The 24,299-nt window shown below is 43.8% G+C and carries 29 protein-coding genes; 3 read left to right on the top strand and 26 right to left on the bottom strand.

What is annotated here, in order from left to right:
* Positions 1–5: 5 nt before the first annotated feature.
* Positions 6–866, bottom strand: coding sequence for an ABC transporter permease (locus BS614_RS26390; protein WP_223200008.1), 861 nt, complete (start codon positions 864–866; stop codon positions 6–8).
* A gap of 539 nt (positions 867–1,405) precedes the next feature.
* Here BS614_RS26390 and BS614_RS26395 point away from each other — a divergent pair.
* The gene (locus tag BS614_RS26395; protein ID WP_074096129.1) at positions 1,406–2,482 is read left to right on the top strand and encodes a LacI family DNA-binding transcriptional regulator; all 1,077 of its coding nucleotides are present in this window, start codon (positions 1,406–1,408) and stop codon (positions 2,480–2,482) included.
* Positions 2,483–2,601: 119 nt separating this feature from the next.
* Here BS614_RS26395 and BS614_RS26400 read toward each other — a convergent pair whose 3' ends face one another.
* The 13 genes from BS614_RS26400 to BS614_RS26460 form a co-directional block, all read right to left on the bottom strand.
* The gene (locus tag BS614_RS26400) at positions 2,602–3,420 is read right to left on the bottom strand and encodes a purine-nucleoside phosphorylase (protein WP_036617166.1); all 819 of its coding nucleotides are present in this window, start codon (positions 3,418–3,420) and stop codon (positions 2,602–2,604) included.
* A 165-nt stretch (positions 3,421–3,585) separates the two neighbouring features.
* Entirely contained in the window at positions 3,586–3,756 is a 171-nt protein-coding gene (locus BS614_RS31660) for a hypothetical protein (protein WP_157116213.1), read from the bottom strand.
* Positions 3,757–3,960: 204 nt separating this feature from the next.
* Complete coding sequence (locus tag BS614_RS26405; protein ID WP_074096130.1) at positions 3,961–4,962, bottom strand: endo-1,4-beta-xylanase; 1,002 nt, start codon at positions 4,960–4,962, stop codon at positions 3,961–3,963.
* Between the two features lie 240 nt (positions 4,963–5,202).
* Complete coding sequence (locus tag BS614_RS26410) at positions 5,203–5,550, bottom strand: hypothetical protein (RefSeq protein ID WP_081746078.1); 348 nt, start codon at positions 5,548–5,550, stop codon at positions 5,203–5,205.
* A gap of 135 nt (positions 5,551–5,685) precedes the next feature.
* Positions 5,686–6,558 carry an aminoglycoside phosphotransferase family protein gene (locus BS614_RS26415; protein ID WP_074096131.1) on the bottom strand — a complete coding sequence of 291 codons (873 nt, stop codon included), beginning with the start codon at positions 6,556–6,558 and terminating at the stop codon, positions 5,686–5,688.
* A 37-nt stretch (positions 6,559–6,595) separates the two neighbouring features.
* Complete coding sequence (locus BS614_RS26420; protein ID WP_074096132.1) at positions 6,596–7,075, bottom strand: DinB family protein; 480 nt, start codon at positions 7,073–7,075, stop codon at positions 6,596–6,598.
* 27 nt (positions 7,076–7,102) lie between these two features.
* Positions 7,103–7,639, bottom strand: a complete 537-nt coding sequence (locus BS614_RS26425) for a GNAT family N-acetyltransferase (protein ID WP_074096133.1) — start codon at positions 7,637–7,639, stop codon at positions 7,103–7,105.
* Positions 7,640–8,177: 538 nt separating this feature from the next.
* The gene (locus tag BS614_RS26435; RefSeq protein ID WP_074097002.1) at positions 8,178–8,612 is read right to left on the bottom strand and encodes a hypothetical protein; all 435 of its coding nucleotides are present in this window, start codon (positions 8,610–8,612) and stop codon (positions 8,178–8,180) included.
* 47 nt (positions 8,613–8,659) lie between these two features.
* Entirely contained in the window at positions 8,660–9,181 is a 522-nt protein-coding gene (locus BS614_RS26440) for a cysteine hydrolase family protein (protein ID WP_074096135.1), read from the bottom strand.
* Between the two features lie 30 nt (positions 9,182–9,211).
* The gene (locus tag BS614_RS26445) at positions 9,212–9,634 is read right to left on the bottom strand and encodes a hypothetical protein (RefSeq protein WP_074096136.1); all 423 of its coding nucleotides are present in this window, start codon (positions 9,632–9,634) and stop codon (positions 9,212–9,214) included.
* A 41-nt stretch (positions 9,635–9,675) separates the two neighbouring features.
* Positions 9,676–10,221, bottom strand: a complete 546-nt coding sequence (locus BS614_RS26450) for a GrpB family protein (protein WP_074096137.1) — start codon at positions 10,219–10,221, stop codon at positions 9,676–9,678.
* Between the two features lie 285 nt (positions 10,222–10,506).
* Positions 10,507–11,997, bottom strand: coding sequence for an IS1182 family transposase (locus BS614_RS26455; protein WP_244898206.1), 1,491 nt, complete (start codon positions 11,995–11,997; stop codon positions 10,507–10,509).
* A gap of 150 nt (positions 11,998–12,147) precedes the next feature.
* Complete coding sequence (locus BS614_RS26460; protein WP_074096138.1) at positions 12,148–13,638, bottom strand: glycoside hydrolase family 43 protein; 1,491 nt, start codon at positions 13,636–13,638, stop codon at positions 12,148–12,150.
* A 180-nt stretch (positions 13,639–13,818) separates the two neighbouring features.
* On the opposite strand from BS614_RS26460, the gene BS614_RS26465 reads away from it, so the two are divergent.
* The gene (locus BS614_RS26465) at positions 13,819–14,721 is read left to right on the top strand and encodes an ArsR/SmtB family transcription factor (RefSeq protein ID WP_074096139.1); all 903 of its coding nucleotides are present in this window, start codon (positions 13,819–13,821) and stop codon (positions 14,719–14,721) included.
* A gap of 110 nt (positions 14,722–14,831) precedes the next feature.
* Here the strand turns inward: BS614_RS26465 and BS614_RS31875 are convergent, their stop codons facing one another.
* From BS614_RS31875 to BS614_RS26520, 12 genes are all read right to left on the bottom strand, one after another.
* On the bottom strand, positions 14,832–14,981 hold the full coding sequence (locus BS614_RS31875) for a hypothetical protein (protein ID WP_167544423.1): 150 nt from the start codon (positions 14,979–14,981) through the stop codon (positions 14,832–14,834).
* Positions 14,982–15,015: 34 nt separating this feature from the next.
* Positions 15,016–15,756, bottom strand: a complete 741-nt coding sequence (locus BS614_RS26470) for a metallophosphoesterase family protein (protein ID WP_074096140.1) — start codon at positions 15,754–15,756, stop codon at positions 15,016–15,018.
* Complete coding sequence (locus BS614_RS26475; RefSeq protein WP_074096141.1) at positions 15,753–16,697, bottom strand: GNAT family N-acetyltransferase; 945 nt, start codon at positions 16,695–16,697, stop codon at positions 15,753–15,755. The genes BS614_RS26470 and BS614_RS26475 overlap by 4 nt, the downstream gene beginning before the upstream one ends.
* A 76-nt stretch (positions 16,698–16,773) precedes the next feature.
* A complete protein-coding gene (locus BS614_RS26480) occupies positions 16,774–17,103 on the bottom strand; it encodes a hypothetical protein (protein WP_244898207.1) in 330 nt (109 codons plus the stop codon).
* On the bottom strand, positions 17,100–17,729 hold the full coding sequence (locus BS614_RS26485) for a hypothetical protein (RefSeq protein ID WP_074096143.1): 630 nt from the start codon (positions 17,727–17,729) through the stop codon (positions 17,100–17,102). The genes BS614_RS26480 and BS614_RS26485 overlap by 4 nt, the downstream gene beginning before the upstream one ends.
* Before the next feature lie 39 nt (positions 17,730–17,768).
* The gene (locus BS614_RS26490) at positions 17,769–18,470 is read right to left on the bottom strand and encodes a DUF1361 domain-containing protein (protein ID WP_074096144.1); all 702 of its coding nucleotides are present in this window, start codon (positions 18,468–18,470) and stop codon (positions 17,769–17,771) included.
* Positions 18,471–18,511: 41 nt separating this feature from the next.
* Positions 18,512–18,940 (bottom strand): GNAT family N-acetyltransferase, encoded by a 429-nt coding sequence (locus BS614_RS26495; RefSeq protein WP_074096145.1) that lies wholly within the window; start codon positions 18,938–18,940, stop codon positions 18,512–18,514.
* A 17-nt stretch (positions 18,941–18,957) separates the two neighbouring features.
* Positions 18,958–19,413 carry a GNAT family N-acetyltransferase gene (locus BS614_RS26500; RefSeq protein ID WP_167544424.1) on the bottom strand — a complete coding sequence of 152 codons (456 nt, stop codon included), beginning with the start codon at positions 19,411–19,413 and terminating at the stop codon, positions 18,958–18,960.
* Between the two features lie 26 nt (positions 19,414–19,439).
* A complete protein-coding gene (locus tag BS614_RS26505; protein ID WP_074096147.1) occupies positions 19,440–19,850 on the bottom strand; it encodes a GNAT family N-acetyltransferase in 411 nt (136 codons plus the stop codon).
* Positions 19,851–19,978: 128 nt separating this feature from the next.
* On the bottom strand, positions 19,979–21,205 hold the full coding sequence (locus BS614_RS26510; protein ID WP_074097004.1) for an amidohydrolase: 1,227 nt from the start codon (positions 21,203–21,205) through the stop codon (positions 19,979–19,981).
* Between the two features lie 219 nt (positions 21,206–21,424).
* Complete coding sequence (locus tag BS614_RS26515; protein WP_036617114.1) at positions 21,425–21,979, bottom strand: methylated-DNA--[protein]-cysteine S-methyltransferase; 555 nt, start codon at positions 21,977–21,979, stop codon at positions 21,425–21,427.
* The gene (locus BS614_RS26520; RefSeq protein WP_074096148.1) at positions 21,976–22,722 is read right to left on the bottom strand and encodes a DNA alkylation repair protein; all 747 of its coding nucleotides are present in this window, start codon (positions 22,720–22,722) and stop codon (positions 21,976–21,978) included. Before BS614_RS26520 ends, BS614_RS26515 begins: the two co-directional genes overlap by 4 nt.
* Before the next feature lie 190 nt (positions 22,723–22,912).
* Here BS614_RS26520 and mgtE point away from each other — a divergent pair, with 190 nt between their 5' ends.
* Positions 22,913–24,283, top strand: a complete 1,371-nt coding sequence (gene mgtE, locus BS614_RS26525; RefSeq protein WP_051447459.1) for a magnesium transporter — start codon at positions 22,913–22,915, stop codon at positions 24,281–24,283.
* Positions 24,284–24,299 lie beyond the last annotated feature (16 nt).

A 24,299-nucleotide genomic window follows, 5' to 3' on the forward strand; every position in this document is an offset into this window, starting at 1 on the left:
CTTTCCTAATAGAGGCCTTCGCCTTCATTCAATTTCTTCACAATCAGATTCACCGTCACCAGCAAAATCACATTGATAACCGAGTTGAACAATCCAACTGCCGCAGAATAAGCGTAATCTCCAGACTGTAGTCCCACCTTGTAGACATACGTGGCAATAATCTCGGAGGAAGGCAGGTTCATGGACGTCTGCATCAGATAGGCCTTCTCAAATCCAATGGACATAATCCCGCCAGCTGCAAGGATAAAGACGATAGCCATAATCGGACGAATCGTTGGAAGGTCAATGTGGCGAATACGCTGAAGGAGATTCGCTCCATCCAGATTAGCCGCATTGTGAAGCTCCGGATCAACATTGGCCAAGGCCGCGACGTATATAATGGAAGCCCAGCCTGCTCCAGTCCAGATATCGGACAAAATGTAGATCCAGCGGAAATATTCCGGTTCAGACATGAACATAATCGGCTGACCTGTAATCCATGTGGCTAATTGATTAATCGGCCCTGTCGGTGAGAGGAAGATGAACAGCATACCCACAACAACGACAACCGAGATGAAATTGGGTGCGTACAGAAACAATTGAATATTTTTCTTGATGCCAGCTTTGCGTACCTGATTCAGCATGAGTGCCAGTAAGATGGGCACCGGGAAACTGAATATCAATCCCAAAAAGCTGAGTTTAAGCGTATTCATTAAAATGATATCGAAATTGGGTGAAGCTATAAATTTCTCAAAATGCTTCAGTCCCACCCAATCACTGCCCATGATGCCTTTGATCGGACTGAAATCCTTAAACGCAATGATGGCTCCGTACATCGGAATGTACTTGAAGATAAGAGTCAAAATTAAGGCTGGTGCAAGCAACATATATAAAAAGTAATTTTTTTTGAGCTGCTGTAACCTATGACCGCTTGTCGTCCTCACTTTCAGTACCCTTCCTCCGCCCTTTTTGCTGTCGGCTATGTTATCCAACACGATACCCCCGTTCATTCTAGAAGTTGACAATTGTTTTCAGTAAGGGCTTTCAATATTTACAATTGCCTATTTAATAATTTACAATTTATCAGGTTTCAACGGATTTAGTCAATACGTTTTGTAAAAAAATATTTGTGCATTTGATCATTTTATCTTTGCATTAATGTAACTAAAGAGGATTGAATTTGCATATATACAGCACTGAATCGTTAATACCCGCATAGATATTTCTATATTATTACTGTAATGGATCATCATTGTTACACTAGTCAACGAAAATTCTGGAACATTATGAAAATAGAATTCGACTATCTAAATGTAAATACAATTGTGCATTTGTAAAACAGAGATTGCTATTTGTCCCGTTCTATTATACATTTGACTTAGAGAAGAATATGGATAACTATTGAGGATTAGAGGTGAAGCATTAGATGGCAAAGGAAAAAGTCACGATACAAGACATTGCTGATGCTTTGGGGATCTCCAGGAATACGGCTTCCAAAGCATTAAATGATAGCGGAAACATCCCGGATGAGACCCGAAATCGTGTAATTAAAAAAGCAATTGAACTTAAATATAAACAGTTTGCCTATATGGACAATGAGCATGTTCTATCCAAGGCTCCGGGCAATATCGCCCTGTTAACTGAAAACCTGCCTAATACATCTCACTTTGGTTCGTTGTTAATCAGTGGTTTGGAGAAAAGAATCAGTGCGGAGGGATACAATCTCTCGATTCATATCGTGCGTGAAGACGATCAAGATACACTTACACTTCCCAACAATTTTGATATAGCCAAAGTAGACGGCATCATTTGCATTGAATTATTTGATCTGGAATATACACAGCTGATTACCGATCTGGGCATTCCCACCATCTTTATCGATTGCGCTTCCAACATATGTTATCCCGAATTCCAAGCAGATCTGCTACTCATGGAGAATGAACATAGCATCTATCAGTTAACCACAAAATTAATTGAGAACGGCTACACAAGTATTGGATTCGTCGGAGATTACAATCACTGCAAGAGCTTTAATGAACGATGGGTTGGATATCACCGTGCTATGCTGGAAGCGGGGTTGCAGGTCGACCTGTCCCATTGCATCCTAGATAATGATCGCCTTTGTTTCTCCAAGCCAGGATGGTTGAACCAGCGAGTGGCAGAGCTGGCATCCCTACCTTCCGCTTACGTATGCGCTAATGACTTCATTGCAGTCGATCTGATCAGGGCGTTAAAAGACAGAAATGTCGCTGTGCCGCAGGATATTGCGATATGCGGATTCGATAATGCACCCCAATCTCGAATTATTGAGCCAGCATTAACAACGGTTCATATTTATAGTAATGAGATGGGCATTAAGACTGCGGAGATGCTGTTATCCCGGATTAATAACCCGACACAGCCGTATCAGGTCTCCCACATTGTGACCAAACCCATTATCAGGGAGTCCACACCAGCAATCATGGCCGATCATTCTCAGATGGTTCATAGTTCTGCAAAATAAAAAAAACGTATGTCTCACGAGTAACAGCTCGTGAAGCATACGTTTTTTTGTGGTTTCGATTTGGTTGGATGAAAACTCTATCCTATCCATCGTGGCATAGATAAAAAATTATCTCGCGATTAGATCTCTTTCAAGATGCCTTTTACAAGTCCTATAAAGGTTGTTTTCACTTGCGCAGCCACTTCAATAACTTCATCATGACTTAACGGCTGATCCAGAATACCACAGGCCATGTTGGTCAGACAGGAAATGCCTAGTACTTTCATACCGCCATGAATGGCAACAATAGCTTCAGGTACTGTGGACATACCCACTGCATCCGCACCCATCGTACGAATCATGCGAATCTCCGCTGGTGTCTCATATGCCGGGCCACTCCACCATGCATAGACACCTTGCTGCAGGCCAACATTCTGCTCTTCTGCAACCTTAAGGGCAATGCTGCGCAGTTCGCGATTGTATACCTGTGATACGTCTGGGAAACGAACACCCAGTTCAGCATTATTCGGTCCCATCAATGGGTTATTGCCTACCAGGTTAATATGATCTGTAATGAGCATTAGTTGACCCGGCTCAAAGCTTGTGTTGATGGCTCCGCATGCATTGGTGATAAGCAATTGCTCGACACCCAGCGCCTTCATGATCCGAACGGGGAAAGTCACTTCGTCCAATGTAAAACCTTCATAATAATGAAGGCGGCCTTTCATCGCTACAACCGTTTTGCCCATCAGTTCACCAATAACCAATTCATTGGCATGGCCGATAGCCTCCGATTGAGCGAAATACGGAATATCTGTATACGGAATAACGGTCGCATTTTCAATCTCGTCCGCGAGCGCTCCCAGTCCCGAACCTAGAATCATGCCTACGGCAGGTTTGGTATGGATTCGGTTTAATATGTAATCTCTTGCTTCCTGAATATGTGCGGATTGATGCATAATGATATCCTCCTGATGATCTGAATTGAGTTAACAAAAACTGAGTTAATGAGGTGTTACTCATCAAGTGTAATGAACAATGGTCATGATGTAAATGGAAGCTATTCTATATACAATAAAAAAACGACCCTATGCTCCAGAATCGTTTAAAAACATGGACATACCCTAATCCAATGTATATTTGTTTCTACTTTTCATGTAATCGATTGTCATGATCAGTAACAGCATCAATGTAGCAAACATCAGCGGTTTGGCAAAAGTACCTTCTTCAAAAATACAATACGCAGCGACCAAGTTTCCTGCAAATATTAACAGATAATTGCGGGTGCGATCCATCTTCTCAACTCATTTCGGAAAAGAATATTGTTCGAGATTGCCTTTCTTTTACCCTATCATAAACTTCCATAAAAAACCATATACTTATCATCCATACAAATCAACGCCTCTAATCATGCACGAGATAACCGCACTGTATAATCTATATTGACTACAGCAAAAAATCGGCCACATCGTGACCGATTCTCTCCACTTCCCTGATGTTCAGGACATAGGGTTAATGATACGCCAAAATGATTCCTTTGGCTGCAACTGCTGATCAAAAACAAAGGGCCAATTTTTGCGTCCGCGTACCGGGAAATGGTCTAACCAGGTATAATTGTCCGCTACTCCCCAGAACGTCACAGAGGTAATGGATGATTTATACTCACGGAACAAATTAAAGATTTCTTCATATCGACGCTCCTGTAGCTCAGCCATCTCTGAAGTTGGCGCGGTGAGGTCCGTTCGACGATCCTCATGACGAAACACGGACATATCCAGCTCCGTAACATGCAACTGCACATCCAGTGAAGCATAACGCTCAATAGCCATTCGGATCTCCTCAATCGAAGGACCATGAATATTCCAATGCCCCTGCAACCCAATCCCGTGTACAGGCGCTCCCTTGTCGAGCAAAGACCGAACCAGATTGTAGATCTTCTCCCGTTTGACCGGATCCGTCTCATTGTAGTCATTATAGAAAAGAAGAGCATTTGGATCAGCTTCATGAGCCATACTGAACGCTTGTAGCAAATAATCTTCCCCCACCAGCTCTAACCACTTCGTGTCCCGCATGAACAGGTCGGTCTTATCTTCAACAGCTTCATTAACGACATCCCACGCATATATTTGCCCCTTATACCGACCTACTACCGTATCAATATGTTGCTTCAAGCGAGATAATACCAGCTCTCTGGAAGCGGGAGCACCTGAGGTATCCTCAAAGACCCATTTCGATGTTTGATTATGCCAGACCAGAGTATGTCCGCGAACCCCAATCCCTTGGGCAACAGCAAAATCAACAATTTTATCCGCCGCCTCAAAATCATAACGATTCTCTTCCGGGTGAATTTCTTCAAATTTCATCTGATTTTCAGCCGTGATACTATTGAAGTGTTTGGCGATGAAATCCCCTTCGGACTGCAACATTCTGGTATGTACAGCAGCACCTATTTTGAACGTATTAGCGTACGCAGCATGTAGTGATGGAACTTCTGTTGGCATTTACAATTCCTCCCTGCCAGTTTTTATCCATCATATCGTTTGTTGAATACGCTTACAATGAACAAATTATACTTCTTCCCCCTCATATTTAACTATTTATGATCCCGGGCCCTGTTCGCGCAACAAAAAACACCTCCACGTATGTTCCACTGCTCATCTAAACAGAACATTTCTCGGAAGGTGTTTTGTGATCGGGCTGTTCAATTAAATTCAACTCATGTACAAAGAGGATATGAAGCCTTACAGCTTGTCCACCTGTAACAAGGTCACCTGTTTCACTGTGCATGCCGGGTTAATTTGTTCCTCGGACAGAATGTTCAGCTTGATCAGGCTTTTCAGCTTATGGCTGTCTACTTTGGACAACAATCGCCAGATGTCCGGGTCTGGAAGAGAAGCATACAGCTTCTGATCATCGTATTCCTTCCGGTTCTGAAGCACTGTTTTCACGGTGTAACCACCAACCTGCGTCTCATACACCCCTTGTTCCGCACAATACGCGACAATCTCATCTCGTAGTACAGACAACTGCTGCTCAATATCTTTTTGCTGCTGTTTCAGTTCAAAGTAGGTTTGCACTTTCTGCTCCATATCGATCACGCTCCTCTACTATCATAGGTATGCGAGGATCGCTAGTTTAGGACTGGTTGTTTATTTTATTCGAAAAAAGTGGTCTTTCTATTACTTAATCGTATATTGTCGTCATTGTGTATCCCCGTATTACGATTACAGCAGATTTTCATTCAAATATGGATTATGGACAGTCATGCTGTGAGCCCGTTCAATTACATTTGGCCCCATGGGTACATTCCCAACACGCTTTAACAGAATCCAGCGCAGACAAGCTATCGCTTCAAAAACCTGCTCCTCTTCCAGCGTGTACGTATAACTTGCAGAACGTGCAAATTGAGCGTGATACATCTCGCCATAACTTTCCCCATTATAGACGGTGATCAGAAACACAGACCATGCCAGATCGTACCTTGGATCACCATATTGCCCATTAGTCCAATCGATGATGGTGTAATCGTCGTCCATCTCAAGAACGTTTCCCAGATTATAATCGCCATGAATCAAGCGGTCCTGTCTGATCTGGACCTGCTGGATCAAGTTTGCCAGAAGATTATTTATATCGTCATGTAATTCAATTTGAGGAAAAAAGTATTGAACAAAATCGTACCTGAATATGTATTCTTCATCTTCTCCAGTACTCACTTCATTCACCGGATAACGATGGACCTCCTTTAATCGCTCAGCCAAATGTGCCAGTTTGGTTTGTGTTAATTGGGTAATCCGCTCTCCATCATAACTCGTTAACAGCACTTGATTCTCTTGCTCGTCTAATCCCCAACCGTAGGGTTTGGAAACACGAATTCCACTTTGATAAAGCTTGGACAATAGTCGATATTGTTTGGCGATATCCGGTTTAGAATCCTTGTCCCAAACTTTCAATACGTACCGCTGATCTTCCATTTCGATTCTCATCACAGTTGCTTCCAGTCCGGGTGGCAAGGGAATGATCTGATACTCCTGTTCCATCACCTGCTGAATACGTTCATCCAGTTCTACCCAATTAACCTGGTTAAGTTGAATCGTCATCGTTCTCCTCCTTCCATGTTATGACAGCCTATCCCTGTTAATCAGGTATAATTAGGCCTTTGCCAATGACATTGGCGGATACTGGCTGCTTGCCTAGTTCTCTGGCCCATACCGACAGCTGTCCCATATGGTGAATCTCATGGGCGATCACATGTCGCATAACTTCTCCCCATGAATCTGTAATGGCCTTGCCAGCTGAGCGATGATCAATAAAAGCTCTTTTTTCCATACTCGACTCCCATGCTGTAACAAATGCCTCCACATCAGGACGTAACTTGCGATCGAGTCGCCTTACTGCCTCAAGATTCTGGTAATTTGCAAAATCTTCCGCATCATCCGGTTTGCCCTGAAGCAACTGAAGCCAGCTCCACTCTACATCAATGATATGAAATAATGTTTGTAATATGTTGCCTACTCCGCCCGTCCGAGGCCGAAGCAATTCTTCAAGCGGTACATCTTCACACCACACATACCATTGCTCACGCACCATCCAGTTATAACGAAAGAATGTTTCCATTGGTATATTCCCCTTTATCGATGTTTTTCATAGAGATTTGATCAATTCTGTATGGGCAAAGGTATCCTCCGAATGTTCAAGATCACCATAAATTCTACTAATCTGATTGAATCCGGATTTGATCCAGAAGCGTAATGCAGTCCAATTTTTGAGCGCTACGTTGATTCGAATTTCCTTGTAACCAAGTTCGGAAAAGTGACGCGTCAACGCCTGAACTAATTCTTGTCCATATCCCTGCTTCTGGATCTCGCTCTGGATATATAGAAACTCGAGATAGATCGAATCCTCGGAGGGATACCCATGGTATACACTTAACAAACCAATATAGCGGTCATCCTCATTCGTGCGAATGGATTGAATTCGATAATTCTCCAGCCTGCCTCCCGGCGGAAGGTGGCCTTCTTCAAAACATTCTTTCACATAGTTCCCATCATGCTCTTGTCCATCCCATTGATGCAAGTACCGACTGGTTTCATATATGGACTCAAGTTCAGGAATATCGGATTCTTCCACATTCGAGATAATAAGTCGGTCTGACTTCCATTCTACTGGAAGTTGTTTCATCGTAATCACTCCATCTTGATATTCTATATAAATTAAACTATTGAATATTTACACTTACCACTCCGATGACAGAACAACCTTCCGATCGCTGTTATCCCCAGATTTTTTTGATTCATTTTATAATGGGAAACTCCGGGGATGAGCCTATGCTTCCGATGCAGCTTTCTTTCAGAAAGCTTTTAGGCGAACACTTCGCTTCTTCAGGTTTTTTCTGTCCTCTCCGTTTCGTGTAAATATTCTGTTGAATTTATTTAGTTAATTTCTTTTTTATATACAAGATTACATGAATTCCTGCATAAATAAACAGGACATTGAACAAATATAGAAGTACATTTAAATAGATGCCAGATATAAACCAGATTGTTCCCTCAGAATTAGCATAATGATAATCCGTAAAGAATCGGAGCGGGAAACCATACTCTGTTCGGAGCGGTCCATCTTCAGTATGTAAAGTTCCAGGAATACATATGATGGCTAATACAGCAAGCCAGGCTGATAGATTCATTATTCTTTTGTTAATCGTCAATACATCTCCCCCTTATTCAACACTAACGGTATCTTCACCAAAATATGTCCCTTCCAACTTTTGATCCAAAAAGTCTCTGAAGTCCTTTTGATCAAGTATATATTTCGAATCTCTATTAAATCTGCTTTTTGTGGATACAATAATCTGTTTCCGATTGTATTGAATTTTAATTTCAGCGTTATGCTTTAATCTCAAAGCAATTCCCGCACTAATGCTTCCTGTGACATCATCTACTGGTATTCTGTCTGATTCCGGGGCTGCATTCAGCCAGCCGACTATACGGCTAATGTCTTCTTTACTTAACGTAACATTGTCAATGCTAACGTGTGCTCCACCGTCGCCTGTCCTAGTGTACACGACTATGCTCATCTCTGTGCTTATCACTTGATTTCTTGAAATCGGTTTATTTGGATCAGGGTTACTCGTAAATAGAAAATACAGAAACATGATTGCCGCACCTATGAAAAACCAGAATCGCCTACGTTTTCCTAGCATTACAGCGCATTCTCCGTATCCACCACGTTGGCAAACAGTCTCAGTACCGTATTGTGATGTTCAATAATCTGCTCCGCTTGAAGCGTCTTTGAATTCCATGTGCTGTGCGCATCTTGAACCAGATTGACGGTGTATCCCAGACTGTATGCTCTGCGGCATGTCGTGTCTACACATACCTCGGTCTGCATTCCCGTAAGGACTAACTCCTTCACGCCATTATCTTGCAATTTCAGATGCAGATCGGTTTTGTGAAACGAATCCGGTGTCTCCTTTTCAATAACGAGGTCACCAGCTATAGGTGCAATGGATGGATGAATGGCCCACCCCGGAGTTCCTCGTTCCAGTGGACTGCCTGACCCTTCGCTGTGCTGGATATATATGATGGCATGCCCTGCTTCACGGGCCCTGGCAATTAATACCTGGATCTTCTGAAGCAATCGTTCCCCCTGATATACGGGATCTGCTTCATCAAACATCGCTACCTGTACGTCAATGATTAGAAGTGCACAATGCGTTGTCATCTTGCTTTCCTCCTGACAATTCAATTTAATTCAGCTCTTTCTTCTTTGCATCTTCGACAAAACTTCCAATCCCATATCGATCAGTACAAATAGGATAGCGGCAAGAACGCCAAATAAGGTCAGAACTAATGTCTCTTTGAAATCCAAGATTGCTTCTCCTGCGCCCATGACCAGATAATAGATGTACATGCCCAAAACTCCAGCACATGCATAGCCTAATATCCTCGTACTTAGATACAACACATGATTAGGGAATTGTATTCGGCTGAGCAGATAGTCTAGCAATATCGATAAAGGTAGCCCGATCAACAGGATCAAGGGAGTCGCGTATACCAGATAAATAAGAATGTAAAAATCAAAACTGTAGGATTCATTCATCGATATGAGACTTGCAGCCAAAGTAAAACAAATGATGGTTAGAACCGTTGTCATCAGCTTTCTTCCCATGTTCATCTCATCACTCCAAGTAAGTTATCTCTATTCATTGGATGTGCTCATGCATCAGATTTTGCCGGTTGCCATCCGATTTCTTGAGACCAACGATGTGCTCTCTCTAATATCCTCCACACCGTTGGCCCTTTTCCTTCAACATATTTGGGACGCTCAACTTTATACAGTGACATGAGTCTGTGCTTTTCTTCCGCATAGTTCAAACAATCTTCTGGGTGCTCCCTTAAATAGTCTCTGAACAGCAAGGTCATCTGCTCGGAGAAACTGCCTACCTGTCTAACGTGTATATGTATCCTTCTGTTTCCGGGTTCTTCACGAAAGTAACGTTTAGTCTTATCTGGATTTTCTGCTCTGAATACAAATCTGACTGTTTCGATCTCATGTTTGTAGTCCAACAGATTTTCATACTGGGAAACAGATATTTGTATATCTATGATGGGTTTCGCATCTATTCCCACAATTGAAGTGAACCCAACATGGTCAATCCGCACGGCCTTTTCTCCTAACGCTTCTCTTAATTTCGAACCCGTTTCGAGAAACAAATCACGCCATGCCGGGTCATATTTTGCGATTCTCCATTGATCCTCCATACAACTCCTCCTTGGTTATCCAATCAAGCTTTATAATTAAATAACACGTTCTTTTAACCTTTTGTTACATGTAGATTATTTAGTGATGCCATATAAATAACAGGAGCTTTTTCCAAGTTTAGATCTTTATTCGCAATTATTAATATATCTATATTTTTACACAAATTAAAAAAAAGAGAAGGCCCGTTAGGGAGAGCACTGAAAAAGTCTTGGCTTTGTTGCCTGAAGCAACAAAGCCAAGACTTTTTTGTCATCCATTGCTTTGCAGAGAACGGGGCTACCCAACTATCGAGCCACTTTTGGGTTGGCCAGCTTCACCATTCGCTTCGCATTTACAGCAATCGCGGTCAGGACTGCTTGTATTCGCATGCCAAGAAGGCCTCGGCTATACTGTGAAATCGCCAGACCGTGATGGTTCTTTAGCTCATGGTTCTTCTGCTCAATCTTGTACCGCATCCGGTACCGTAGCTTGAAGGATTCAGATTCATGGTACTCCACCGCCTTTTGTTTAAAATCGGGCACGATGGGAACCGAATATGTCTTGGAATCCGAACCTGTGTTGTAACAGCCTTTTTGAAGCGGACATGCCTTGCATTTCTCAACGTCAAAAAAGAATGTCAACCTCTGGCATTCATTCCCGTTTTTACGTCCCATTTTCGCTTTGCGAATACTGTGATGCCCTCCCGGGCATTCGACCGATTCGCTATCTTTGTGGTAAACAAACTTCTCACGTTGCTCATCTTGATGCCCGTACAGCATCATTTCATTCAGCCGAATGGTAGGAATTATGTTTTCCTTCGCGAGAAGTTTGAGGTTTGTAAAACTACCATAGGCCTTATCTGCGAGTACTTCATTTACTACGAGTCCGGTTTCGGCGGTTTGCTTGATCAGGTCAGGGAATGCTTTAGAATCACTCGCGTTGCCCGGCTCAACTTTCATAGCCGTAATAATGCCATCTTCGGTCATAGCAATGCTTTCTTTGTAGCCGAAAAATGAGGTCGTCGCGCTTTTCCAGCCAAACCGGGCATCGGGATCGATTGCCGACTGTACCCCTTTCCAAGTTAATAATCGTTCATCGCTTACGATCTTCTTCGTTTCTTCCAGACGTGACCTCAATGATCCTTCGGCATCGGGAAGCAGTTGTTCTACGGTATCGCCTAGATCAGCAAGATAAGCAAGTGCCTGTTTTTCCTTATCCCTGGTTTCCCCCTCGAATTCAGGCATTTTGGGCAACTGCTTTAGCAGTTTGCTATTATGCTTTTTGACCGCTCGCTGCAAACGATTGGCAGCTTGTTTCAGGACTTGAAGCGGTTTAGAGGCTTCATGTTTAGAATAGCTATGGGTTGCATCCACGAGGATAGCCGACGATTTCACAAGCCCTTTTTCTACGCATTGTTTAACGACCTCAGTCAGCAGATTTTCAACCTCACCGGCCCCAATTTTGTGAACACGAAAGAGAGAAAGCAGCGAAGAGTCGGGCAAAGGATCTTCCGGGTTCAGCCCAATGAACCATTTGTACGCCAGATTAACTTTGGTTTCTTCAATGACTCTCTCGTCGGAGAGGTTGTACAACTTTTGAATGAAGATCAATCGAAACAACATCTCGGGATCTTTCGCACGCCTGCCATAAAAGAGGTTATATTGCTCTCCAACAAATTCAAGAATAAATGAAAAGTCGATAAGTTGATGAATCCGAATAAGTAAATGATTTTGGGGAATGAAATTATATAGCTCGCTATGAAAGGAGAGCGTTTGTTGTTTGTTAAGTTCTAACATTATGGTCACCTCAATTAATTATATCATATTGCCGCGGTGAATTAATAAAGTTAATGGTAAAAAAAGAGACTGATGATCGCTCATCAGCCTCACTTACATATTCTGTAATCGTTTTTCAGTGGCCTCCCGTTAGGGCCTCCCCTTAACTTCTTAATGATAATCACACTTGAAATTTGTAAACTCAGCTAAAGTATCTTGCCCGTTCGCATATAACCCAATAAGTACGCCTGTAAAACCTCCTGCCACCTCCGATGATAGGTATCTCGTCTGTGCCGTGCCCAGCAGAATCTCTTCACCATCTGCTTGGAACAGGAAACTGTAGCGTTCTTGGCTTGAGCGGATCACCAGCGTTGCATGCTGTTTATTTCCCAGATCCACTTCATGTTCTATCGATTTGATATCACCGATATTTAGACGCTCAATCACCTTATAACCGTCCTGCAGCCCACGAATAGCCACTTCATAATGATGATTCTCATCCATGTAGATCGTGATCCCGGCTTCTTCACTCTTTACACTGACATCGACTGAAATTGTTGCATTAAAGTCTTTTTGACGTAGTCCGATGAACGTCGGGGATGCTGGAACGTCCAGCGTTACATCGGTTCCTGTTAGCGTAAGCTTGTCTGATTCAAGCTGATAATGCTCTGTATTTGGATGACGAAGGTAACACCAGTCGAGGTTCCAGTCTGTATTTGCAAACGTATAATGCTTCTTATCCTGCTGGATCACCGTATCCGGGATACGATTGGTCTCAAAACTCGTCAGTGTTGTGCCTTCATGCCCAGCTGTAAACCATCCATCTTCACCAAACGTAATTGGAGTCAGAAATACTTCTCGGCCCAGATGATGGTACGTAGCCCATCTGCCAATCTGACGGAATCCCAGGTGAAAGAGCCACCAGTTTCCCAAATCATCCTGAACCAGGTCACCATGACCCACACCTTGCAACTCATAACCTCCCAGATTGCGGTTGGTTAGAACCGGATTGTGCGCATAAGCTTCGAACGGTCCCGAAGAAGAAGTTCCCCGAGCATACGTAACCATATGACCATATTCGGTGCCTCCTTCAGCTGCAAGCAGGTAATAATAACCGTTCATTTTATAGAGATGCGGACTTTCCAGATATCGTCCACCTGTTCCGTTCCATATCGAACGACTCGGGGTTAGTTTGCGGCCAGTTTCAATCTCAAGCTCGCACTGGACAATTCCGCCAACGCCTTCATCATCCACCCCGTTACTCATAAACAAGGTTTTTCCATCTTCAAAATACAAATCCGGATCAATTCCGCCTTGATCCACATAGATAGGCTCAGACCATTCTCCGTAGATATTATCCGTCCAGACATAGAAATTCTGATGCGTCGTATCATTCGTTGTGACCATATAAAAACGCCCGTCATTATGCCTGATGGTTGGGGCAAATACACCCCCGGAGCTGTTCACCGTCTCCAGCTGAATCTGGCTTTTACGAGTCAGGCAGTGACCAATCTGCTTCCAATTCAGCAGATCCTTGCTTTCAAAGAGCGGTACGCCCGGAAAATATTGAAAAGAACTGCACACCATATAGTATGTATCGTGCACCTTAATCACACTAGGGTCTGGATAAAAACCTTTTACAACAGGGTTATTGTATATCATTACTCCACTCCACCTCTTATTATAAAATTCATAAATATAAGAATTCAAATTCGTAACAACTAAAAAAATTAAACACCATTGGCTGTAAACTTGCAATGAACCTAGATTGCATCTTGGAGTTAATTTTATTAAATTAATATATATGTGATTTTAGAAGATTGAGGGTAGGGAGTTGTACAGATGATCAAAGCAAACGGGGAGCCACAGTTCCTTCCTTTATATGAGGCGCTGGCAAGTGAAGTCAGATGGAGAATCATGGATATGATTGCAGATCGCGAAATGAATGTGAAGGATATTGCCGCAGTATTAGAGCTTAGCCCCTCCATTGTCACGATGCATATTCGCAAACTGGAGGATGCGGGTCTAATTGGGAGCAGACGAGTTCGGATCAACGGAGGGACGCATAAATTATGTTACCTCAAGCAAAATCATATTGAGATCGAGCTGCCATCCGCAAGCCAAACATCACGAACCAGAGAACAGACGATAGCCGTTGGACACTACACTGCTTTTGATATTCATCCTACCTGTGGGCTAGGGACACTTGAGAAAGAAATCGGCGTATGGGATGATCCCCGTTACTTCCTTGATCCTGAGCGTGTACACGCTGCTATCTTGTGGTTTGGGAAGGGCTATGTTGAATATAAAACACCAAATTTTGTCCTTCCTGACCAGATAACCGATGCTATTGAAATTTCGATGGAACTAGCCTCTGAGGCTCCGGGATTGCGAGATCATTGGCCTTCGGATATTCGTTTCACCTTCAACGGCGTTTCTCTTGGAACGTGGACAAGCCCTGCCGACTTTGGCAGAGCAGCACGCGGCAAATATACGCCGGAATGGTGGCATCGTAATGTAAATCAGTATGGATTATTGAAGACTATTCGTATTGATGCCTACGGTACCTATATGGATGGTGAGCGGATGTCAGACATTACTCTCAAAGATGTCAAACTAGGCGAACCGTTCTGGACGCTACGTTTCACGGTTGACGAAGAAAGCCCCAATGTAGGGGGATTAACGATCTATGGTGCTGGTTTTGGTAATCATGATCAGGATATTGTTATTCGCGTATTGGGTTAAAGTGGCTAGCTGTGCTGCACAAGAATCCTCCCTTTCCTGACCTACAGGAGAGGGAGGCACCCGAAAATGCTGCTCCTTAGCAAATTTTAAAGCACAAGCCTAATCAATCCTTACCTTTGCTCTTTTAACAGTTCCTTAATCTCCCTTAACTCTGATAATATTTCTTTGGTGTGCTGGCTATTTTTTGAGTTATCTATTCCAACTTTCACAACATAAATACCGAGGAACAGATACACCACCAACATAATGATCATTCCCATGTAAATCTCTCCTTTCCAAAGTAGCAGCACATTGCTACGAACGTTCACTATCCTCTCTCTCCAACTGATTCCCATGGAATGCCTTCAAAATAAAAGCCCGATCCGGAACGTTTAACCGTTCATACGATTTCAGATACTCCCTGTTGTCATATGAAACGCCAATGAATTTCACGTCCACTTTGCCCTCTTGGAGATCCACGATGCCATATCTAGCTATGGCAAGATCATTACAGCCTAAAGCTCCCGGATTCATATATACTCTTTGATCTGTCTTATAATAATGAAGAATATGATAATGACCAAAACAAACCAAATCATGGGCCGTCCCCTGATACTTCGCGTCCAATTTGGTTCCGGATGGTTCTTTATCGATGACATCCAGCTTGTCATGGTTCATATGATAGTGAGTCAGAAGGAACCGATGTCCCTCTACCTCTTTTTCAACGAATTTCGGTAGAGCTTGAATTTTCTTGATCGATTCTGCACTCAAATGCCGACCAATCCATTCGTGATGCTCGGCCATGCCTTTGTGCCCTTCTAATGGACCCTTATTTTGAAGCAAACTCAATACGGCCTCTTCGTGATTCCCGGAAATCGCTATCATATTTTCGCGGCTGTACAACATCTCGATCACTTCATTGGAGTACGGGCCAATACCGATCATATCCCCCAAACAAAATGTATGCTCAATGTCTCCTCTGTAATCGATATCAACCAATACCGCTTGAAGCGCAGGAACATTCCCATGAATATCGGTTAAGATGGCAACCTTCATTGTGATTCCTCCTCAGGAATATACATCGTCTGAATCTCCTGCACACCCGGAATAAAGCCCAGATTCAGATACACGGACTCCGCATCATTTCCTTGCATCACATACAAGCGTAAAACGGGATACTTACCCTTAAGTGCATTTAATGCTCTCTGTAACATCAGCGTAGCCAGACCTCTGCCTCTATAGGCCGGACGAACACCTATGCTATACACAGCAGCCTGATTATCTTGCAAGCACAAGCGACAATTTGCAATAAGCTGTCCCGTTTCCTTGTCATATACAAGCGTGGACGCTTCGGTCAGAATTTCATTGGTATAATTAGGGTCATCACTTGGTATAAAATCTGCAAGAGTGGTATGTTTTCTTCGTGTAGCTTCAAGACTTCCTGCAAAACTCTCCAGGTCACATTGAGCAATTTCATCTTCATTCACATATTTTCTATTGCCGGTTTCACTTTCAATAATCTCTGGACTCTTCACGGTTACCCTGCTGTCCCATTCGATTTCAAAGTGATCTGTAGGCCGCTGCATCCAGCGACATTTAAACTCCACTGGCCAGAATCCAGCTCTTGCATATAGATCAACTTGGTCTGGAAGAATCTCAAAGGTCAGAATACGTTTGGTGCGATCCGACCACTGTAATAATTTATGCTTCAGAAGCTTCAATACCTCAAAGCACTGCTGGAATGGCGGGATAAAAAACAAATGATACATCTGGTTAGGCTCCATTCTCACGCCACCTATTTTGCTTTCCCCCTTGTAAATCCAGTACGCACTGATCTTGGAAGAACTGAACTCTTCTTCTCTGAAAAATCCGACATAACGCATATCATAATAAACCGTGCAATATAATCCCCATTCAGCAAAATCAGCTTTGCGAATCGAATATTCATCCGACAGATTATATTGAAGAATATCTGTAGACCACTCAGTTAAACCCATATGTAATTCCTCCTCAGTTTTAATTAAATGGCAAGCAATCAAATCATTTTTCTATACGCCACCCCGTGAACATGAATTAACACATGCTGTGTCTCCAAAAGTTCGAAAAAATCCAACATGTCCTTAAACGGATTCTCGAAATACGAAGACTACCAATGAAAACCTCTAATGTCTTGAACATACAGTGCTCGCCGTGAACATCAAAATACCAGTTTCCCGTTAACTCTTCTTCTCCGTGGATTACATCCGCATTGGTCAGCAAATGGTACGCACCTTCGAGAATTTCCGCCCGATCAGGCTGATCGGTTTCCAATATCAGTTGGTCGATCAATTGCCGCGCGTTTCTTTGGTACATATCTATCACAGCCAACAATTCTTCCGTGATTTCTTGGGTTATCACCTTCACACCTTCATATCCTTATCCGGGTATCCAATTTCTGCAATTTCACCTTCGATATCACTTAATTTCAGTTCATCATTTAATTGCTGTAGTAAGACCTCATCGATCGGCTTCATATCAAATACCTGTTCAACCAGTTTGATATCCAACGCTATCTCGTAGTAATCCTGTGCCCAAGCATGATAATATTTCGCGCCGCCTACCAAAATCTCTAACAGTTCGTATTCATGATCCCCAAGCTCCGTGCCCGCAGACCACCCTTCCTGATCCGCCACACTCCAGATACAGAACGTCGTCTGATCCATTACAAATGCCGGCTCTACCACAAAAGTATTAAATGCTTCTGGAACGCTTTTTACCACCTCACTTCTATCAACCTTATGCTGAAGTGTATACTCTTTATCAAAGCCTTTAATAATCAGCCCATTCGGACTGAATATTGCAAAATAATGATCTCCTTGCCCATCTCTCATGGATGCCATTTGCTCATTCGTGTCCCACTGGGAATTATACGAGTAATACCTGTACTCCCATTCCGGCATCAAAATGGCATCCAGCATAGCTGCTGCCTTTAGAATCTGTTTGCATTCACTAATGTGAGGAAGTTTATCGATAAAATTAAGATTACCCATCGTGTGATATTGCCTCCTTCACCCTTTCAAATGGAATAATTAGTTACCCGACCTTGCGGTTAGCAAAGATACGATAACGTAGCCAAAAAGTTGAACCGTAAATACAATGGCAACAAACTCAACCATTATGCTGTTCGCTGCATTAAAATCATTCACAAGATCCACGAAGATCTTCCCAGGTCGGGATAATACATCCCACGAATTCCACCTATTAAATCTACCAATGTAGACCCCTATACTGCTCAATAGCAAAATAACACCGACAACCATCATGCTAATGTACTTATTTATTAATTTGTTTAACATGCCATGGATTTGAATGATTGAACAAGTCGAGAGCAGCAATCCGATGATCGCTACGGCAAACGTCAGGGTGAGTCCATACCAAAAATCAATATTAACCCAAAATCTAACCTCCCCTTGAGCATCAAAATATCTGAATGAATGCAGAATCTCCGTAAAAAGATAGGCCGCATTGGGCAGAAAAAAGAGCCATACTCCACACATCAGCCCCATACATATCATGCTCGTTGTCGTTAATTTCTTATTGAATATGTATCTAATGCAGGATGAGATGATGAAGGGTACCCATGCCAGGAACATATCCCAACTTAAAAATCGATACATATTTGTATCTGTTTGGGCACGTAAATACATCACAACACCTAGACTACAAAGAGTAGCCACGAGCAAAGTAACGATGAGTCGGAGATCTTGAACTGGATGTTTGTTATCTTTCATTTCTTTGCTTCTACTTCCTTTTCCTTGATGAATGTTATAAGTTATAAATACTTTTTAAATGCCTTGCTGGATTCTCCGTTGTATCCCAATTTCGTATAAAAGTGATGTGCTTCGTTTCTGGATGATCCGCTCGTAAGAAACACCTTCACACAATTTTTCTGCACACATACATGCTCTATATGTTTCATCAATTCAGATCCATATCCCTTGCTCTGCACATGTTCCGTAATGATAACCCGCTCAACTACGCCGAATGGTCTATTTTCCACCAAAGCATCCAGACAAATATGTAAATGAGCCGTGCCGATTACCTGATCATCCATTTCATACACAAACAAGAAACTGTTTGGGTTATTCCGAACCTCTTCAATCCGTTCTGCCAGTACCTTCGTGTTTAAGTTGTTTGGCAATAATTCTTTATACAATCTTTCGATAACCGCTGCATCTCTAGCTTCTGCCTCTCTTATCATCAAGCTTCCCCTCCTTGTTACCTCACTTGATAACTTAAAATGATATCACCGTTGTCTTCAAACTCTCCCGTTTCTTGAAACCCGCAACGCTTATACAGCGCATTTGCCGCGATGTTATGCGGAACATGGGATACCCTGATTTGCTGGCAGTCACTTCTCTCTTGCAACATACGAACCACTTCTTGAATAGCAAGTTTGCCGTAACCCTTCCCCTGGTACTTCTCATCAATCATGAAGCGCAGAATCCAGTAATATCCGTCATTGTAGATCTCGTTATCAAATAAAATAAAACCGACCATCTGATCCTCTGCCAAAATGCCGTATGGCTTGGACGTAATTTCCTTCGTTGCATGAATCAATGAATCGGCATTGCTAGCGACCAAATCTAGCTGATCTTCCCGTGGTTTAAGGTGGATGCACTCGAGTTCATTTTCTTTGGTTATGGGTTGTAGGGTTACTTTCTTCACATCCACAATCATTTCTCCTTGCAGCTAACTCACTAAATTTTCTTGATTAACATAATCTCCAAAGGTTGTGTATCCAGCAACAGAGCCCCTGCATCAACATACCCCAGCTTTCGATAGAAATGTTGGGCATGTTCGTCTGATTGCGTTGAAGTCATCACCGTATCGAAGCCTTGTTGCTTCATTAAATTTTCCCAGTGATGCACGACTTTTTTGCCATATCCGCCGTTTCGATAGGGTTCATCAATCCAGATCATATTCATGAAGGGAAGGTTATCCCAAAAGTACCCGTACCTCATCCATCCAACTCTTGATCCCTCGTCCTCGTCCCATAGGATGAATATTTCTTTCTCACTAATCTTCGTTTTCACAAGTGGTTGATGGATATGCCGATCTCTTTCAATGATATAGTCGTAGTCAGCTTCCGTTGCGTATTCAATCTTCATTTGTAATACTCCCTTCATTAACTACGTCCATCATAACCCAAAATGTGGTATATGCGAACAGTTCTTTCCTCTTTTTCTCCCATGCCAAAAAACCACGGTTTCCCGTGGCTGCACCTGCTCTATTTTCCTCAATCCGCTGTTGATCCGCTGACCAATTGCCCCTTGTACCATACGGCCTGCCGCGCAGATCGCCGCGCAACGGCTTCCGCCGAACAACTCGCATGCACCAATACAAAACTCGCGGTGTCTCCTACCTTCGGCCAAGCTTGTTCCCCTTGTGAATCCAGCGGTGTAATACCGCCTGTTACCCATGCCAAAGATTGAGACAAGGACAGTTCGTCACTATATCCGTACAGTTCTGCGAATCGTCCCGCTTTCTCAAGCATATCCCCATTGCCAAAAGGAGACCAATGATCCGTAAGGCTGTCTGTGGCCAGCTTCACGTTCACGCCCATACGGTGGAGCATGGGAAGAGGCATCATCGTTCTGCCAATGGGCACCGTGGAAGCAATGCTCATCCCAAGCGAGGCCATTCGCTGCGCCATATCTTCTGCTTCCTGCTGCTCTGCGCGGGCGAACCAGAACGCATGACTTACCGTAACTTTACCCTGAAGCCCTGCTGTTTCGGTCAGATTCGCGAGTTCCAACAGCGTTTGTTTGCCAGCCTGCCCGCCATCATGCAGATGAATATCGATGCCCGCCTGGTGCTGAACAGCCAGTTCAACTATGGCGTTCAGTGAATTCTCGATCTGTTCGTCCACCGTATGAGGATCAAGTCCGCCCACATGCGTTGCACCTTCCTTCATCGCTTGGCCCATAAGCTCCACTGAATGGGAGCGAAGCAGTCCATGCTGCGGGAAAGCCACGATCTCCGAAGAGATTTTGCCCGAAAATGATTCCAGAGCCTGCCGCGTCGCTTCCAGTCTTTTCAAGCCACTGACGGGTTCAATATTGCAATGACTACGTACATGAGTGGAGCCGTACCCCTGGATCAAGGTCAGAATACTCTCCGCTTGACGCTTAGCATCTGGTAGCAGTTTGGGCAACAGAACCTTCTCTTCTTCAATACGTTCGAAAATACTAGAGATACGCTTAACGGCTGTCCATGGCCCATCGTAGTAGGTTTTATCCAGATGAATATGTGCCTCCTCGAACGAAGGCAACAGCAGAAGTCCCTTGCCATCTACTTGTGGTAGATCGCTAGACAGCGGGTTGTTTCCTTCCACAATCTCCGCGATCACTCCATCTTTAATCCGCAGATGAGCGGGGCTTGTCCGTGTCCCCATCACCTGTTCTCCCTCCCGAACATAACTCCGCTCCACAGTCACGTTTGTTAACCAATAAGCCTGCTTCATCATGTCATCCCTCTTTTCTTACCCGGCATTACGTCCCCCGGATACCGATTGATCTATGATCCATGGTACCATACGGTTTCACCGGGCAAAAATACGTAAAACGTTGGTGTTCCATATGCGAAACGTTTGCATTACGCTACCTTAATACATGCAAAAAACAGGCACAATAAAGTGCCTGCCCTGTCCAATCACCTTAATCTTCTTGATTACGCGAGTCTATTAAAAATGAAACCGCGCATGTCCTCCATCGGTCACGCCTTCAATCTGTTCGATATCCAGCAGTCTGCGCTTCATCTCCAGACCTCCACGAAACCCGGTCAGCTTGCGATTAGCCCCTATAATGCGGTGGCATGGTAGCAGAACCGGAATCGGATTAGCCCCATTTGCGGCCCCAACTGCTCGCACAGCCGAAGGTCTTCCAATTGCAGCAGCTATATCACCATAGGTCCGAATTTCACCGTAAGGCACACGCCCTAGCTCTCTCCATACCTCCTGCTGGAAGTTCGTTCCAATCAAGTCCAGTGGGATCGCATCTGTATAAGCCATGGGTTCTCCTGCAAAATAGGACTGTAACCAGTCCATCATACCTGTTTGTTTCAGAGCATCCTCGTTCTCTTCCAGTTCCACGCCAGGTGCAACTTTCTGTATCCAGCCGTTCCAATCCTCCAGTGTTTCGTTGGGCATGACCACTCGGCACAATCCCTGTTCCGTAGCGAGCAGCACCCATGGACGACCGTCCAACTGCATCGTGGTGTACATCAACTTTTTTCTCATTCGTTTACCGCCCTCTCCCTGGTGGAATGCTTAATGCTAGAACTAGTAATCTGCTTCTTCACCTTACGTTTCATACTGCGGATCATCTGCTTGCTCTCTGGATCCACGCGATAAGATTCCGTGATTTTCTGAAGTGCCTTATTATACGTAAAATCGTCCAGGGTATTATGGTGCAGATAACGCATAGTCACCTCAGGTTGTTTCACATAAGCCATTGAGATGGCCCAAGCAACTGCCATTTTCACATAATACGCCTCGTGTCTAATCTGATCCAATGCAGATAGAACCTGATCGATATATCTCTCATTCAGATAAAAATTCAACAGCATTACCACACCAAACCGGATTTCATATTCCTGATCAGATCTCAGATACGGCTGCAAGAACGCCCACATGGGCTCCGAATGAACCTTCGTATATTTCAGTCCAGCACAGAAGCTGTCACACACCGACCAGTTGTCAATCTTCGGTACAAATGTTTCAATAGCCTTTAACAGTTCGTCCAGATCAGCCTGTACATGTCCAATGACCATTGCTTGCAACATCACTTCTTCAAAATATTCATCCTCTGCCGTTTCCAGATACGTGCGCCAGTCCCCGGCGGCAAGTTGCTTGGCAATTTTTCGTAAGGCTGGCAACCTTACACCTAGTACATTCGTGATGTTGGGAATAAGTGCAGCCGAGAATTTCTGATACTCCGGCTCAACCATGCTGAGCAATTGTGTTCTGATATCTACTTCCACTAGCGCATGTCCTCCTCGTCTGTTGCTGTACAACAAGTATATCCTTGAAGTGGCTGTTTGTAAGCCCATATCGAATGTTTGAGCAAGATTACAATATCATTTTGGGACTCTCATTTTTTCTCCATTTGTTTAATTCCCAACCCATTTCGTTTAAAAATATGAAGCTGACCGAATAGAAAGGAGTATCGATATGAACGGACCTCATACTAAGAAAGATTTCTCCGTGGAGGAGATCACCGAACAACTCGTGCAACATGTACAATCCCGGAACCTTCCCGATTTCTATAAATTGGTGAAAGAACTGCATCCCTACGACCTCTCACTTGTATATAAAAAGTTCCCTGAAGAAGAAACCAATCGGTTTTTGCTTCTATTCAAACCCGATGCTCTGGCGGATCTCGCCGAGACCTTAAAGCTGCACGAACAGATTCAACTGTTTGAACGACTTGGGCCGGAACGAACACTTGAAGTCATGCAGCAGATGGACAAAAGTGATCTGATCCGGTTCATGCACGATTTGCCTGCCAAACGCAGAGAAGAATTGCTTTCCAACATGAACCTAGATCACTCTGCCATTATCCGATCCGTGCTTAATTACCCGCCGGAAACGGCAGGACGCATCATGACAGATCAATATCGGACCCTGCTCGCTCATGAGACAGCCAAGGAAGCCTTACGACAATCGCAAGGTACCATGCATATCTCAGCCTCCAGTTATCTCTATGTAACCGATAATGAAGGCAAACTGGTCGGTGTCGTGAGTTATCGATCCCTTGCCTTGGCTGACGATAAGACCCAGGTTGAAGAACTGATGACCCGGCGGGTGATCCATGCAACGGTAGATATGGACCAGGAAGAAGCAGCACAGCTTCTACAGCGTTATGAGTTTATTGCACTTCCGGTGGTGGATGAAAATCACAGGTTATGCGGTATCATTCAGATGGATGATGTCATCGATATTATTATGGATGAAGCAAGTGAAGATTTGGCCAAGATGGGGGGCGGCAGCAAGGATATCGACTTTGATACCAAACCACTCGTGGCCGTCAGACGCAGGCTTCCCTGGCTCATCTTGCTTCTATTGATTGGTCTAATCTCGGGAAGTATTGTGGATTTCTTTGAGGATACACTCAATCAGGTTGTGGCATTGGCATTTTTCATGCCGATGATCGCAGGTATGACCGGTAACACAGGAACGCAGTCTCTGGCTGTTGTGGTACGCGGACTGATCGGACGCAAACTCGACAAAGCCACCGTACTCGCACTGATTGGTCGGGAGATCAAGGTAGGCATCATGATTGGCTTGGTATGTGGATTACTGATCACCGTCATCGCTTATTTCTGGCAAGGGGACTGGCTGCTGGGTGCCATTATTGGGGTATCTCTGTTCCTCACTCTGGTCATTGGTACACTGACCGGTACATGCATCCCGCTTCTGCTTAGTCGTTTCAAAGTCGACCCGGCTGTTGCCTCTGGCCCATTAATCACCACATTGAATGATATCTTGTCCCTGTTTATCTATTTTGGCATCGCCACACGTTTCCTCGATGCCTTGATGTAAATAAGTTGGGCATACA

This window comes from Paenibacillus xylanexedens (genome assembly GCF_001908275.1).
GTDB lineage: Bacteria > Bacillota > Bacilli > Paenibacillales > Paenibacillaceae > Paenibacillus > Paenibacillus xylanexedens_A.